The sequence below is a fragment of the Microbacterium trichothecenolyticum genome, from assembly GCF_030818955.1.
In the GTDB taxonomy this organism is placed as follows: Bacteria; Actinomycetota; Actinomycetes; order Actinomycetales; family Microbacteriaceae; genus Microbacterium; species Microbacterium trichothecenolyticum_B.
The window spans coordinates 3,449,689-3,464,168 of the sequence record NZ_JAUTBF010000001.1; the positions used below are offsets into that span (position 1 = coordinate 3,449,689).

Here is a 14,480-nt window from a genome sequence, read left to right on the forward strand (position 1 = left end):
TTTCAGCCGCCCGCGAAGGGCGGCAGTACGTCGACGTGCGTCACACCATCGAGCGACAGGTCGTCGTCGTGGCGCGTGCCGTCGACGAGCACGGCGCAGCGATCCAGGATGCGCTCGAGCGCGGGGTGCGCGGCGACGACGGCGAGCCGCAGGGCGGCGAGTGTCGTCTCGGCGCGGTCCTCGGCGTCGGTACCGGCGGCCTCGGCGGCGGCGGCGAAGTAGCGCACGCGAACGCTCATGCGGTCCCTCCCGCTGCGGCATCGGGCTCGCCCGGACGCACCCAGTCGCCCGACTTGCCCCCGGTCTTCGACACGATGCGCACGTTCTCGATGAACGTGCCCTTGTCCATTCCCTTCACCATGTCGACGATCGCGAGTGCGGCGACCGAGACACTGGTGAGCGCCTCCATTTCGACGCCGGTGCGGTCGGCCGTGCCCACCGTCGCCTCGATCTCGACGCCGTCGTCGGTGATCGACAGGTCGACCGACGCCCGGTGCACGCCGATGACGTGCGCGAGGGGGAGGAGTGTCGGCGTCGACTTCGCGGCCTGGATGCCGGCGATCCGCGCCACGGCCAGCACATCGCCCTTGGGGGCGGTGCCATCGCGCAGCGCCGCGACGACCTCGGGCGCGCAGCGCACGAAGCCGCGCGCCGTGGCGGTGCGAACGGTGGGCTGCTTGAGGGTGACGTCGACCATGCGGGCGTGGCCCGCGGCATCCAGGTGGGGGAAGGTCATGGAATCAGCATGACATCGAGCGAGTCGCCGACCGACACGGTGGACACCTCGGCGGGCACGACGGCGAATGCCTCGGCACGGGCGAGGGATGCCGCGAGGTGCGACCCCGAACCGCCAGCGGTGGCCGGCCGAACCGTGCCCTCGACGAGATCGATCGCCGCGGGGAGGTATTGGCGGCGTCCGGGCGGAGTCGACCAGCTCTCGGATGCCGTGAGGCGGGCGAAGCGCCGATCGATAACGGTGCGACCCTGCAACGCCAGGAGGGCGGGCCGCACGAACACCTCGAACGACACCGCGACGCTCACCGGGTTGCCGGGCAGACCGAAGACGAGGCGTCCGTCGTCGAGCACGCCGAACGCCTGCGGCTTGCCGGGCTGCATCGCGACCTTCTCGAACGCGATGCGATCACTGAGCGCGAGGCGGACGGGCTCGTAAGCACCGGCGCTGACCCCGCCGGTGAAGATCACGACGTCGGCGCGCGTCGCCCGCGCGAGGACCGCGTCGATGCCTGCGGGGTCGTCGCCGACGCGGTCGACGAGTTCGATGTCGGCATCCGCTGCGCCGACGAGGGCGGCGAGCAAGGTGGCATTGGAGTCGGGTGTCTGGCCGCGGCCCGGTTCCGTGCCGGGGGCGACGAGCTCGCTGCCCGTGGAGACGACCGCGACCCGGGGGCGGCGGTGGACGCTGAGCGTGTCGACGCCCGCCGCCGCGGCGGCCGCCAGCGCGAGCGGGCCGAGCCGCTCTCCGGGCGAGAGCACGGTGGCGCCGGTGAGCGTGTCGCCGCCGCGGCGACGGATGAAGGCGCCCACGCCGATCGGGGCGCGGAGCACCTGGACCGTGCCAAGGGAATCGGCGAGACCGCCGGCGGTGTCTTCGAAGGGCACGATCGCATCCGCGTCGGCGGGGACGGCGGCACCCGTCATGATGCGTGCCGCCTCGCCCGGGGCGAGCGCGGGATCGTCGGCGGTGCCGGCTGGCAGGTCGGCGACGACGCGCAGGGTCGCCGGGGTCTCGGCATCCGCCCCGTGCACGTCGGCGAAGCGGACCGCGAAGCCGTCCATCGAGGAGTTGTCGAAGCCGGGGAGGTCGTGCGCGGCCAGCACGGGTTCGGCGAGGGTACGACCGGTCGCGCCGGCGAGCGAGACGCTCTCGGCGGGCAGGAGTGCGACCTCGGCGAGTATGCGCTCGCGGTGCTGTTCGACGGTGAGCAGGTCGGTCACGCGGGGGTCCTTCCGGTGAGGGGAATCACGTCCTGACGGGCACGCAGCGCATCGACGACGATGAGGCGACCGAGCAGCGGCTCACCCGCGCCGGTGACGAGCTTGACGGCCTCGGTGGCGAGCAGCCCTCCGACCTGCACGCACAGCGAGCCGAGGACGCCGACCTGGGCGCACGTGGGCGGCTCGCCGGCGGACCCGGCGGGGAAGAGGTCGCCGAGCACCACGGGGGAGTACCCCTCGGGAGGGGCGGACCAGAACACCGTCACCTGCGCCGCCCACTCCTGCACGGCTCCCCAGACGAGGGGGATGCCGAGGTCCTCCGCTGCGGCGGCGACGGCCTCGCGCGTGTCGAAGGTGTCGCTGCCGTCGATGACGAGGTCGGCGCCCTGGAGCAGGCCGACAGCATTGTCGGAGGTCAGCCGTACGGTTCGTTCATGAACGACGGTGACGGGCGAGAGGTCGCGCACGGCGCGGGCGGCGGATGCCGTCTTGGCGACGCCGATGTCGTCGACCCGGTGCAGCAGCTGGCGTTGCAGGTTCGTGCGCTCCACGACGTCGTCGTCGATGATGACGATCTCGCCGACCCCGGCCGCGGCGAGCGACAGGAGCACGGGGGAGCCGAGACCGCCCGCACCCACGACGGCGATGCGCGCGGCCGCGAGCCGCCGCTGGCCCTCCTCGCCGATGCCGGCGAGCACGGCGTGGCGGGCGGTGCGGATCAGTTCTTCGGGGGCGAGGGATGCCACCGGCTCGACGAGCGGCCTCATCCGCCGATCGCGCTCATCGTGCGCTCCGGCTGGACGAAGTCGGCGCGCGCCAGTCCGACGCGGTCGGAGCCATGGGCGCGGGGCTTGGCCCACATGGCATCCCGCCAGATCTGGGCGAGACCTTCGTCGTCGGCGCCGTCGCGGAGGGCGGTGAGCAGGTCGGTCTCTTCGTGCGAGAAGAGGCACGAGCGGATGCGGCCGTCGGCGGTGACGCGCGTGCGCGAGCAGGCGGAGCAGAACGGCTCGGTGACGGAAGAGATGATGCCGATATGCCCGGCGAGGGCGGTGTCGCCGTGGCGGCGAACCTCCCAGCGCTCGGCGGGGGCGGCTCCGCGCCCGCGCGGGTCGGGGCTGAGGGTGAAGGCCTCTTCGATCGCGGCGCGGATGTCGCGGGCGGGGATGACGTTCGTCGCCGTCCACGAGCGGTCGCCGTCGAGCGGCATGTCTTCGATGAATCGCATCTCGAAGCCGTTCGACACCGCCCAGTCGACCAGCGGGACGACCTCGGTGTCGTTGATGCCCCGCATCAGCACGGCGTTGATCTTGATGGGCCCGAGCCCCGCGGCCCGGGCGGCCTGGAGTCCCGCGAGCACCTTGTCGAGGTGCGGGCGACGGGTGAGCTCGGCGAAGGTTTCGGGATGCAGCGTGTCGAGCGAGACGTTGATGCGGTTGAGGCCCGCGTCTTTCAGGGCCTGGGCGCGGCGGTCGAGACCCACGGCATTCGTCGTGAGCGAGATCGGCAGGTCGGGATTGTCGGCCCGGATGCCGGCGATGACGAACTCGAGATCCTTGCGCACGAGCGGCTCGCCGCCGGTGATCCGCAGCTCCTCGGCGCCGAGCGCCTGCACGGCCACGCGGACGATACGCCGGATCTCGTCGGTCGACATCAGCTGCGACTGCGGGAGCCACGGCATCCCGTCGGCCGGCATGCAGTACGTGCAGCGCAGGTTGCACTTGTCGATGACCGAGACGCGCAGGTCGGTCGCGACGCGCCCGAAGCGGTCGAGCATGCCGCCCTCGCGGGGGGCGCCGGTCGCTCGAACGGCACCGGGGTCGTGCTGCGGGTGCGGCGGCTGCCGAGGTTCGTCGAGGTGCGGCTGCCCGGATCCGGTGGCACGGACGGCACCGAGCGTGCTCGGGCGTGCGCTCACGGTCACCGTCGCGCCCAGCGGCACGACGACGGGGCCGGGCGTCCCGGTCTCGTGCGCGGCATCCATGGGTCGAGCCTAGGCGAGCGGGGAGAGGAGAGGGCCGAGAACGACGGGGCGTGACGGCGTCGTGGTGAGGGGCCGCCGGTGGCGTCGGGGTATGCCGGGACCGCGAGACCGCTGCCGTGTGGGGCGCTGCGCAACAGGACGTCCGGCGCGGGGGCGAGTACCGTCGTCGCATGCCGAACACCTTCCGCATCGCCACGGCCGCCCGCCTGCTCGGGGTCAGCGACGACACCGTGCGGCGTTGGATCGACCAGGGGGTGCTGCCGACGACCGGGGTATCGCCGGCGGAGATCCCCGGCGCCGCCTTGGCGGAACGCGCGGTGGCGCTTGCCGACGAGCCCGATGACCCCACCGGGATCGCCTCCAGTGCGCGCAACCGCTTCGTCGGGATCGTCACGCGCGTGCGAGTCGACGGGGTGATGGCGCAGGTCGATCTGCAGTGCGGCCCGCACCGGGTCGTGTCGCTCATGTCGGCCGAGGCGGCGGAAGAGCTCGCGCTCGCGCCCGGGTCGCTCGCGGTGGCATCGGTCAAGGCGACGGTCGTCACCGTCGAGGTGCCGCGCGACTGACGCGTCTGGAGCGCCGCGCGGCGGCGTGCCGGGGAGGTGTGCCGGGCTCCGGAGGTTTCGGCGTTTCCGCCGCGGGAGGGGCGGAACGGATGCCGTTGCGGCCAGTTCTTCCGGAGTCTGGCACGCCGCCGGGCGGGGCCGGGCGCCGGGCGGGGCCGGCGACCCGACCCGCCGGTGAGTCGGACGGCGGACCGATCCTGTGCCCCGATTCGCGGATAAGATCGGTTTTGAAATCCGCGTTCGCGGATTTTGGACGCGACCGGAGGAAGACCCATGCGCCGCCCGCTCCGTCTTGCCGGTGTTCTCGCCGCCGCGGCACTGCTCGCCGCCTGCGCCAGCCCCGAGCCCGCGGCACCCGGGGATCAGCTGAGCGGCACGCTCGAGGTCTACGCCGCCGCGTCGCTGCAGCGGTCGTTCGACGAGATCTCTCGCGCGTTCATGGCCGCTCATCCCGACGTCACCGTGCAGTCGGTGTACGACGGATCGAGCACGCTCGCGACCCAGATCGGCGAGGGCGCCCCCGCTGACGTGTTCGCCTCGGCCGACGAGAAGAACATGGCGAAGGTCGCCGCTCAGGCACCCGACCCGCAGCTGTTCGCCGGCAACACCCTCGTGATCGCCGTCCCCGCCGGCAATCCCGGCGGGGTGAAGACGCTCGACGACCTCGCGCGCGTGACGACCGTGCTGTGCGCGGCCGAGGTGCCCTGCGGGGCGGCGTCGGCGACGCTGCTGTCGAACGCCGGGGTCGCGGTGACGCCCGCGAGCGAAGAGCAGAACGTCACCGCCGTGCTGACGAAGATCGCCGCTCGGGAAGCCGACGCGGGTCTGGTGTACGCCACCGACGTGGTCGGCCGCGACGACATCGAAGCGATCGTGCCCGCGGGTGCCGACGCCGTGGTCAATCACTACCCGATCGCCGTGCTGACCGACGCGCCCCACCCCACCGCGGCCGCCGCGTTCGTCGCGTTCGTGCTGTCGGCCGACGGGCAGGGCATCCTCGCCGCCACGGGGTTCCGCGCCCCGTGACCTCGACCGGCTACGTCCCGCGCTGGCTCGTCGTGCCGGCGGCGGTCGGACTGCTCTTCTTACTCGTGCCCTTGACCGCGCTCATCGGGCGCGTGGAGTGGGCGACGCTGTGGAGCGACGTCACCTCGCCGACCGCGCGGGCAGCCCTCGGACTGTCGCTGGGCACGGGGGCCGTGGCCACCGTCGTCTGCGCGGTCGTCGGCATCCCGCTCGCGCTGCTCATCGCCCGCAGTCCCGCGCGCATCGCCGCCGTGCTGCGCGCGCTCGTGACCGTGCCGCTCGTGCTGCCCCCGATGGTCGGCGGAGTCGCCCTGCTGTACCTCTTCGGCCGCAGCGGGCCCCTGGGCGCCCTGGGGCTGTCGTTCACGACGACCGCCGTGGTGCTGGCCCAGGTGTTCGTGGCGCTGCCCTTTCTCGTGCTCGCCGTCGAAGGCGCGCTGCGCAGCACGGGCGTGGAGTTCGAGCGGACCGCCGCGTCGCTCGGGGCCTCGCGCGCCACGATTCTGCGTCGCATCACCCTCCCGCTCGCGGCCCCCGGAATCGTCGCGGGCGTCGTGCTGTGCTTTGCGCGCGCGATCGGCGAGTTCGGTGCGACGGCGCTGTTCGCCGGCAACCGCCCGGGCGTGACGCAGACCATGCCGCTCGCGATCTACACGGCGTTCAACGGAGCGGGCGTCTCGCAGGGCACGGCGGTGGCCCTGTCGTTGCTGCTGCTCGTCACGGCCGTCGCGGTGCTGCTGCTCGTGCGCGGCTGGCGACCGGGGGCGGGACGATGAGCGCGGATGCCGCTGCCCTGCGCGCTCGGGTGCGCGTGCGCCGCCGTGACTTCGACGTCGACATCGCGATCGAGGCTGCACCGGGAGAGACCGTGGCGGTCATGGGCCGTAGCGGCGCGGGCAAGTCCACGCTGCTCGGCGCGCTCGCAGGGCTCACACCGCTCGACGCGGGCGAGATCAGCGTCGGCGGACGCGTGCTCGATCGGGCCCCCGGGGTGCGCACCGACCCGATGCACCGCGGTGTCGTGCTGCTCGGACAGGACGCTCGGCTGTTCCCCCACCTCACCGCGCGCGAGAACGTCGCCTTCGGCCCCCGTGCGGCCGGCGTCGCGGCATCACTCGCCCGTTCATCGGCCGACGAGTGGCTGACGCGCGTGGGGCTGCCGGGGGCGGGCGATCGGCTGCCGGCGCACCTGTCGGGCGGCGAGCAGCAGCGGGTCGCCGTCGCCCGGGCGCTCGCCGCCGAGCCACGGGTCGTGCTGCTCGACGAGCCGCTGGTGGCGCTCGACGCGGTCACGGCATCGGAGATCCGGGCCATGCTGCGCGAAAGGCTGGCGGGGATGACGACCGTCGCGGTGACCCACGACGCGGTCGACGCCGCGGCACTCGCCGACCGGCTCGTCATCGTCGAACGGGGCAGGGTGACGCAGGAGGGGCCGGTGTGCGAGGTGTTGACGGCTCCGGCGACCGAGGTCGCTGCGCGCATCGCCGGGCTGGAGCGCGTGCTCGGCGAAGCGCGGGGCGGTGCATTCGTGAGCGACGGGGTGCGTCTGGAGTCGACGGATGCCGCTTCGCTCGCGCGCGCCGGGACCGACGGGGCCCCGCTGGCCGCCGTCTTCCGCGCGGCCGATGTGCGTCTGGGCGAGGGAGCGCCGGCCGTCGTGTCGCACCTCCAGCCCACGCCGACGGGCGTGCGCATCGTCTTCGCCGGGGGAGCCGCCGACGTGGCGCCCCGAGAGGCGGTCGGGCTGCGCCCCGGCGACACCGTGCGGTGGAGTGTGGCTCCCGAGCACGTGCGGTTCGTGGCGGCACCCCGCGGTGGGTCGATGCGGGGCTCGTCGATGCAGGGCTAGATCTAGATGCAGAGCGGATCGCCGAGGTCGATGCGCGTGCCGTCGACCGTGAAACTGCCGTCCGCACAGATGAGGGTATCGGGCGAGGGGCGCACCAGCAGGGTCGTGAAGGCACCCTGTACGTCGTGCTCCGTCGCCTCTTGGCGCAACGGGCCGTCGGGGTCGGTCTGCGGATAGATCGCGATCGTGACCGAGTTGCCCAGGTAGGTGGCGTCGTAGCGGGTGATGCGCCCCCAGCCGGCCTGGCACTTGTCGGACCACACGATCTGCAGCAGTGAATCGTCGGCGCGCGTGTCGCTGGTGGCGACGACGGCATCGTCGAGGCATCTCGTGTTCGCGGGGTTCTCGCCGCTGTGCACCACGATCGACGGCGCACCGTCGTCGCGAGCGGTCAGCTGGCCCACGAGCGCGACCACGGCCAGCGTGGCGACGACGCCCGCCACGAACGAGCCTCCCGCGAGCAGAGCGCCTGTGCGGCGCCGCATCCCCCGGGGCGAGGAACGGGGAGTGCGGTTCGTCTCGGCCGTGCCATCGGCGTGCTGGCGGACGAGCTCGGCACGGCGCTCCAACAGCGGTGCGGGGTCGGCACCGAGCGTCCGCGCCAGGGCGTCGATCGTGCGGTCGCTCGGGAGCGACCTGCCGCGCAAGGCGTCGGAGATCACAGTGCGGGAGATGCCCGTCGCGTGCTGAAGGTGCGTCAGCGTCGGACTGCCGGCGGCCAGGCGCAGGCGTCGTAGTTCGGCGGCGATGTCGGAAGCGGGCCCGCCGACGTGGGTCGACGCGGGTCGATCGTCGATCGGGTCGTCTTTCATGAGCACCCCTTCGGATATGTGAGCAGACGGATTGTCCGAAATCGTCCGGAATCGATCTTCCCGGCCCTCATCGAGCGCCTACATGGTGAATTCTCCCCATGTAGGTGCTCGGAGCGTCTGCGCTCTACTTAGCACCGGACGATCTGTCAACGGGATTGCGCGGGAGGTGATCATGCGCTCGTTCATCGAGCTGCTGCGGCGAAAGCGCGCGGCGATGGCATCCGGTGCCACCCTCACCGTCGCGGCCGTCGCCATCTCGACTCTCGCGGTGCTGCACCCCGGCGTCCCGACGGCCGACCTCGAACTCGACGACGGCGGCGTCTGGGTGACCAAGACGTCGGATCTGCTCGTCGGTCACCTCAACTACCCCTCGCGTCTGCTCGACGGGGCGCTGCGCACCCGTGCCCCGCAATACGACGTGCTGCAAGACGGTGACCGCGTCGCCGTGTTCGACAGCGCCAACTCGACGCTCACCACGGTCGACCCCGCCGCCGTCGCGCTCGGACAAGACCTCGCGCTGCCGCCCGGCACCCGGGTGGGAATGGGCGCGGCGACCATCGGCGTCCTCGCCGACGGCCGGGTCTTCACGTTCGCTCCCGACGCGGCCGCTCCCGTCTTCGACGCCGACTCCGCTCGTGCCGACGTCGGTGACGGCGGTGCGATCGCCGTCTCCCGTTCGGGTGCGCACGTGGTGGCCGTGTCACCGCGAGACAAGCGCATGAGCGTCCTGGCCTCCGACAGCGAGGAGTCGGCATCCGTCGATCTCGCCGACCTCTCACCGGATGCCGAGCTCTCGGCGACCGCGGTGGGCGAGAGCGGCGTCGCCCTCGATGCGCACGACGGTGTCGTCTACCTGCCGTCGGGTTCGGCCGTGACGGTTCCCGACGGTGCGGGGGCACTGCTTCAGCAAGCGGGGGACGGCGCCGACGCCGTGTACATCGCCACCCCGACGTCGTTGCTGCGCCAACCCCTGGGCGGGGGCGAGCCCGAACAGGTCGCCTCGGTGCCGCGCGGTCGGCCCTCGCCACCGGTCTGGCTCGACGGGTGCGTGTACGCCGTGTGGAGCGGAACGGGAGCATACGTGCGCGACTGCCCGGGCGACGGCGACGACGTCGACCGGACGATCGAGACCACGGCGGACGCGTCGTTGGTGCTGCGCACCAACCGTCATGTCGTGGTGGTCAACGACACCATGGCGGGCACGGTGTGGGTCGTCGATCAGAACGTCCAGCGCATCGAGAACTGGGACGAGGTCGTTCCGCCCGCCGACGACAACGCGCAGGAAGAGCAGAGCCAAGACGACAAGCCCCAGTTCGACATCCCCCAGCGCACCGCGCAGAACACCCCGCCGACGGCCGTCGACGACCAGTACGGCGTGCGAGCCGGCCGCACCACGATCCTGCGCGTCACCGAGAACGACTCCGATCCCGACGGCGATCTGCTCGCGGCGTCGCTCGTGAGCGAGCCGCCGACGGGGTGGGATGTGCAGTCGGTGCTCGGCGGCGCGGCCCTGCAGGCGGCGGTTCCCGCCAACGCCACCGGGACGTTCTCACTGCGCTATCGCGACGACGACGGGCGTGGCGGCACCGCCGAGGCGACCGCCACCGTGACCGTGCGGCCCCCCGACGTCAATGCCGCACCCGTGCAGAAGCGCGTCGACACCGTCCTCGTCGAGGCGGGGGCCTCGATCACCTACGGCGTGCTCGACGCGTGGAGCGACCCCGACGGCGACGACGTGTTCCTGCAGCACGCCTCGGTGGAGGGCGGCGATCTCGTCACGTTCCGCAGCAACGGCGTCGTGGAGTACACCGCGGCGACCGCTCAGACGGGCATCCACGAGGTGAAGCTCGTCGTGTCCGACGGGCGCGAGAGCACCGAGGGCGTGTTGCGCGTCGACGTCCGCCCGACCGACACCCTCAACCCGGTCGCGAACGCCGACCGCGTCACGGCAGTCGCGGGCGTGCCGGTCACCGTCGCCCCGCTCGACAACGACATCAGCCCGACGGGTCGCCCGCTGCGCCTGTCGAAGTACGACGCCGTGCCGGGAACGACGATCACTCCCGACTTCGCCGGGGGAACGTTCGACTTCACCGCGGAACAGCCGGGGACCTACTACGTGCAGTACCTGGTCACCGACGGGCCGCATTCGGCCGTGGGCATCGTGCGCATCGACGTCGTGACGGCCGACTCCTCGCCGCTCCCGCCCGTGGCCGTGCGCGATCTGGCGCTGCTGCCGGTCGGACGCCAGACCCTCGTCGACGTCCTCGCGAACGACGTCGATCCCGCCGGCGGCATCCTCGTCGTCCAGAGCGCCCGGGTCGCGCCCAACGCGGGCGTCTCGGTCGAGGTGCTCGAGCACCGCATCCTGCGCATCACCGATCTGTCGGGCCTGTCTGCCCCCGTGACCTTGACCTACAACGTCTCGAACGGCTCGCAGAGCGCCACCGGCGAGGTCTTGGTCATGCCCGTCCCGCTGCCGGCGCAGGTACGCCCGCCGGTGACGGTCGACGACACCGCCATCGTGCGGGTGGGCGACGTCGTCTCGGTGCCCGTGCTCGCCAACGACTACAGCCCCGACAACGACATCCTGACCCTCGAGCCCGCACTCGTCGAGACCGACGCCGCCGACAAGAGCGCGATCTTCGTCGACGGCGACCGCATCCGCTTCCAGGCCGGCGCCGAGCCGGGCACCGTCCACGCCACCTACGAGGTGTCGGACAGTCAGCAGAACCGCACCGCCGGCTACCTGACGATCCAGGTGCTCCCGGCCGACCAGGGCAGCAACTCGGCACCGCGCCCCAAGCCGGTGACGGCGCGGGTCGTGGCGGGCAACACCGTGCGCATCCCCGTTCCGCTGGACGGCATCGACCCCGACGGCGACTCGGTCGAGCTCGTCGGCGTCGCCTCGAACCCGAGCAAGGGAACCGTCACCACCGGTGACAGCTGGTTCGTCTACGAGGCATATCCGGATGCCACGGGCCGCGACACCTTCACGTACACCGTCCGCGACCGCCTGGGGGCACAGGCGCAGAGCACCGTGGTCGTGGGGGTCGCCGCCCCCGGGCTTCGACAACCAGCCCCCGTACGCCGTCAAGGACAGCGTCACCGTCAAACCCGGACGCCGGGTGGCCGTGGCCGTGACCGCCAACGACTCCGACCCGGACGGCGACCCGATCGCGATCGACCCCGACGGCCTCACCGTGCCCGACGGGATCACCGCCGAGGTGCTCGGCGGACGCGCGGTGCTCACCGCGCCGTCCACGCCGGGCCAGTACCCGATCACGTACACGATCACCGACTCGTACGGCGCGAAGGCGGTCGGCTCGCTCATGGTCACCGTCGACCCCGATGCACCCCCGGTCGCCCCCATCGCGCGCGACGATCGGGTGACGCCTGGACAGATCACCGCCGCGCCGACCGTCGATGTCGCCGTGCTCGAGAACGACGAAGACCCCGACGGCACCGTCGACGACCTCACCGTCAGCACGAGCGACGCGAACACGACCGTCGGTGCCAGCGGCATCCTGACGATCACTCTGCAGCCGGCGCCGCAGATCGTGCGCTACCGCGTCGACGACCCCGACGGCAAGAGCGCGCAGGCGTTCGTGTTCGTGCCGGGCCTGGCGACCCTCGTGCCCACGCTCGCCACGGCCGATCCGATCACGGTCACCAGCGGGGAGAGCGTGCAGATCGCGCTCGCCGATCACGTGCACGTGCGGCCCGACCACGAGCCGCGCGTGGCGACCGCCGACTCCGTGCGCGCCGGCCACGCCGACGGCTCCCCGCTGCTCGTCGACGAGCACACCCTCGAATACCGCTCGGCCGCGGGCTTCTTCGGGCGGGACTCGCTCGGTGTGCTGGTGACCGACGGCACCGGGCCCGACGACCCGCAGGGGCTGTCGGGGTACGTCTCGATCCCCATCAAGGTGCTGCCGGCCGAGAACCAGTCGCCGATCGTGCGCAACGCCACCGTGAACGTCGCCCCGGGCGAAGGCTCCGAGACGCTCGATCTGGCACGCCTGACCCGTGACCCCGACGACGGCGACGAGCAGAAGCTCACGTTCTCGATCGACGGCGACGTCCCCACGGGCTTCCGCGCGTCGATCTCGGGCACGAGCCTCGACGTGTCGGCCGACGCCGACGTCGCCGCCGGGACCACCGCGAGCCTGCGCGTGCTGGCCTCGGACGGCACCTCGGCCCCCGGCGCCGGCACGATCACCCTGGCGGCGGTGGTGTCGCAACGCCCGTTCCCCGTCGCCAACGACGATGTCGTGCCGCGCGCCGACCAGGGCCGCACGACCCCCGTCGACGTGCTGGCCAACGACATCAACCCCTTCGCCGACAGGGGGCCGCTCGAGCTCATCTCGACCCGCGTCGACAGCGGACAGGGCACCGCGGCGGTCGACGGCGACCGCGTGAACGTCACCCCCGCCGGCGACTTCACCGGCACGATGACCGTCAGCTACCGCATCGGGGATGCCACGAAGTCGGCCGACCGTCAGGTCGAAGGCCGCATCCTGCTCACCGTGCAGGGCCGCCCCGGCGCCCCCGGGACACCCACCGTCACCTCGATCCAGGACCGCACCGTCGTGCTGTCGTGGTCCACCCCCGTCAACAACGGCTCGCCGATCACCGGCTACACCGTGACGTCTCCGCAGGGCTACACCCGCGACTGCGCGTCGACGACCTGCACCCTCGACGGGCTCACCAACGACGTCGAGTACACCTTCACCGTCGTCGCCAAAAACGCCGTCGGCACCTCCGACCCGTCGCCCTCATCGGCCCCCGCGCGCCCGGACGCGCGCCCCGACACCCCGGCCGCACCCACGCTGGTGTTCGGCGACCGCAGCCTCGCGGTGTCGTGGACCCCTCCGCGCTCGACCGGATCGCCCGTGACCTCGTACAACCTCGAGATCTCGCCCGCGCCCGCGACCGGCCCGATCCAGCGCACCGGCGTGACCGCCACGAGCCTGGTCTGGGACGGGCTGCAGAACGGCGTCGCCTACCAGGTGCGCGTGCAGGCCGTGAACCGTGCGCCCGAGCCGAGCGAGTGGAGCCCGTACTCGGCGTCGGTGGTGCCGGCGGGGGTGCCCAGTGCCCCTGGCACACCGAAGGCATCGTTCGCCCCGTCAGTGGGATCGCAGGCGCAGATCACCGTGACGTGGGCTGCTCCCGCCGACAACAACGGCGACAACGTCGCCGATTACACGGTGACCAGCAGTGGTGGCGACGGTCAGGCGCGCTCGCAGACCGTCTCGGGTACATCAGCGAACTTCTCTGTGGGTACCAGTGCCAATGAATATGCCTTCACGGTCACGGCGCGCAACAAGGCGGGATCGTCAGCACCCAGTAGCGCTTCGAGCCCCGTTCGGGCAGCGAACGCTCCCGATGCTCCCTCGGGGGTCTCGATCGAAGCGACCGGCGTGGCCGGGCAGCTCCGCGTGCGCATCACCCCGGGCGGCTGGAACGGCAACACGCCCGGCGATGTCGAGTGGTATTGGTCGGGTACGGGCGGCGGCGCAGTGTCCGTCGAGAGCTCCAGCACCACCAGCGTCGTGGGCGTCATCGGCGGTGCATCGAACGGTGAGCTGCAGTCGGTATCGATCCGGGGCCGTTCGAAGATCACCGGCGGCGACGGCGGGTCGACGACGAGCGGCAACCAGGCCAAACCGTGGGGCCCATTGCGCGACGCGAGCGTGTCCACCCGTGTCACTGGAGACCGCGTCTGCTTCGACTGGGACGTGTCAGGCGCTCTGAACGGTCAGGAGCTTCGATCGCTCTCGTACAACGCGGACGGCGGGGACTCGGGTACGGGCGGTGCCACCGGCTCGGCGTGCTCGGGCAGCGGTTACTACACGCAACGTTCCTTCTCGCTCACGTTCAACACCGCGGAGGGCAATTCCGGTTCGAAGTCGGCGTCCGGCCAGACAGGGTCGAACCCCAGTCGGTCGATCACGATCTGGTTCTCCGACGAGACGGTCAACGCCGGGGCATGTAATGGCCCTCTCTGCCGGGGCATCAACGTCAAGGCGGCAGGCTTCCGACCCAACACGACCTACACCCTCGCTTACTACACCGATTGCGCTGGCCAGTACAGCGCGCAGTGCTGGGGCAGCGATACCAGCCACAACCAGCATTACGACGACCAGTACTTCACCACCAACGGTGACGGCTACTTCGAAGGCAATCCCGGACCGCGCGCATTCGGATTCCCGGGCGCGAGCGTCTGGGTCAAGACCGACGGCATCCAGTCCAACACCATCACCCGATGACGGCCCCTCACCTCA

11 protein-coding genes and 1 pseudogene are annotated in these 14,480 nt (G+C 72.0%); 6 read left to right on the forward strand and 6 right to left on the reverse strand.

Going from position 1 to position 14,480, the window contains the following annotated elements; translation table 11 throughout:
• Positions 1-2: 2 nt before the first annotated feature.
• Genes QE412_RS16290 through moaA form a run of 5 tightly spaced genes read right to left on the reverse strand, consistent with a single transcriptional unit; the run spans position 3 to position 3,940 of the window.
• Entirely contained in the window at positions 3-239 is a 237-nt protein-coding gene (locus QE412_RS16290; protein ID WP_307486335.1) for a MoaD/ThiS family protein, read from the reverse strand.
• The gene (moaC, locus tag QE412_RS16295) at positions 236-736 is read right to left on the reverse strand and encodes a cyclic pyranopterin monophosphate synthase MoaC (RefSeq protein ID WP_307486338.1); all 501 of its coding nucleotides are present in this window, start codon (positions 734-736) and stop codon (positions 236-238) included. The genes QE412_RS16290 and moaC overlap by 4 nt, the downstream gene beginning before the upstream one ends.
• Positions 733-1,956 (reverse strand): molybdopterin molybdotransferase MoeA, encoded by a 1,224-nt coding sequence (locus QE412_RS16300; protein ID WP_307486341.1) that lies wholly within the window; start codon positions 1,954-1,956, stop codon positions 733-735. The genes moaC and QE412_RS16300 overlap by 4 nt, the downstream gene beginning before the upstream one ends.
• A complete protein-coding gene (locus QE412_RS16305; RefSeq protein ID WP_307486345.1) occupies positions 1,953-2,723 on the reverse strand; it encodes a HesA/MoeB/ThiF family protein in 771 nt (256 codons plus the stop codon). The genes QE412_RS16300 and QE412_RS16305 overlap by 4 nt, the downstream gene beginning before the upstream one ends.
• Positions 2,720-3,940, reverse strand: a complete 1,221-nt coding sequence (gene moaA / locus QE412_RS16310; protein WP_373426558.1) for a GTP 3',8-cyclase MoaA — start codon at positions 3,938-3,940, stop codon at positions 2,720-2,722. Before moaA ends, QE412_RS16305 begins: the two co-directional genes overlap by 4 nt.
• A gap of 170 nt (positions 3,941-4,110) precedes the next feature.
• Here moaA and QE412_RS16315 point away from each other — a divergent pair, with 170 nt between their 5' ends.
• The 4 genes from QE412_RS16315 (at position 4,111) to QE412_RS16330 (ending at position 7,381) form a co-directional block, all read left to right on the forward strand.
• Positions 4,111-4,506: a TOBE domain-containing protein gene (locus QE412_RS16315; protein WP_307486348.1), complete on the forward strand. Its 396-nt coding sequence runs from the start codon at positions 4,111-4,113 to the stop codon at positions 4,504-4,506.
• A gap of 273 nt (positions 4,507-4,779) precedes the next feature.
• The gene (gene modA / locus QE412_RS16320; RefSeq protein ID WP_307486351.1) at positions 4,780-5,532 is read left to right on the forward strand and encodes a molybdate ABC transporter substrate-binding protein; all 753 of its coding nucleotides are present in this window, start codon (positions 4,780-4,782) and stop codon (positions 5,530-5,532) included.
• On the forward strand, positions 5,529-6,308 hold the full coding sequence (gene modB, locus QE412_RS16325) for a molybdate ABC transporter permease subunit (RefSeq protein ID WP_307486357.1): 780 nt from the start codon (positions 5,529-5,531) through the stop codon (positions 6,306-6,308). Before modA ends, modB begins: the two co-directional genes overlap by 4 nt.
• On the forward strand, positions 6,305-7,381 hold the full coding sequence (locus QE412_RS16330; RefSeq protein WP_307486360.1) for a sulfate/molybdate ABC transporter ATP-binding protein: 1,077 nt from the start codon (positions 6,305-6,307) through the stop codon (positions 7,379-7,381). The genes modB and QE412_RS16330 overlap by 4 nt, the downstream gene beginning before the upstream one ends.
• A gap of 2 nt (positions 7,382-7,383) precedes the next feature.
• Here QE412_RS16330 and QE412_RS16335 read toward each other — a convergent pair whose 3' ends face one another.
• Positions 7,384-8,193 (reverse strand): helix-turn-helix domain-containing protein, encoded by an 810-nt coding sequence (locus tag QE412_RS16335; RefSeq protein ID WP_307486362.1) that lies wholly within the window; start codon positions 8,191-8,193, stop codon positions 7,384-7,386.
• Between the two features lie 1,192 nt (positions 8,194-9,385).
• Between QE412_RS16335 and QE412_RS17795 the strand changes: the two are divergent.
• Together QE412_RS17795 and QE412_RS17800 are read left to right on the forward strand one after the other, a co-directional pair.
• A pseudogene (locus QE412_RS17795) lies at positions 9,386-11,227 on the forward strand (Ig-like domain-containing protein); the annotation flags it as partial.
• Positions 11,163-14,465, forward strand: coding sequence for an Ig-like domain-containing protein (locus QE412_RS17800; RefSeq protein WP_373426559.1), 3,303 nt, complete (start codon positions 11,163-11,165; stop codon positions 14,463-14,465). The pseudogene QE412_RS17795 and the gene QE412_RS17800, both read left to right, overlap by 65 nt.
• Positions 14,466-14,480 lie beyond the last annotated feature (15 nt).

Coding starts and splice junctions, on each gene's coding strand:
- QE412_RS16290 (WP_307486335.1), bottom strand. CDS start 239: ATGAGCGTTCGCGTGCGCTACTTCGCCGCCGCCGCCGAGGCCGCCGGT.
- moaC (WP_307486338.1), bottom strand. CDS start 736: ATGACCTTCCCCCACCTGGATGCCGCGGGCCACGCCCGCATGGTCGAC.
- QE412_RS16305 (WP_307486345.1), bottom strand. CDS start 2,723: ATGAGGCCGCTCGTCGAGCCGGTGGCATCCCTCGCCCCCGAAGAACTG.
- moaA (WP_373426558.1), bottom strand. CDS start 3,940: ATGGATGCCGCGCACGAGACCGGGACGCCCGGCCCCGTCGTCGTGCCG.
- QE412_RS16315 (WP_307486348.1), top strand. CDS start 4,111: ATGCCGAACACCTTCCGCATCGCCACGGCCGCCCGCCTGCTCGGGGTC.
- modA (WP_307486351.1), top strand. CDS start 4,780: ATGCGCCGCCCGCTCCGTCTTGCCGGTGTTCTCGCCGCCGCGGCACTG.
- QE412_RS16330 (WP_307486360.1), top strand. CDS start 6,305: ATGAGCGCGGATGCCGCTGCCCTGCGCGCTCGGGTGCGCGTGCGCCGC.
- QE412_RS16335 (WP_307486362.1), bottom strand. CDS start 8,193: ATGAAAGACGACCCGATCGACGATCGACCCGCGTCGACCCACGTCGGC.
- QE412_RS17800 (WP_373426559.1), top strand. CDS start 11,163: ATGCCACGGGCCGCGACACCTTCACGTACACCGTCCGCGACCGCCTGG.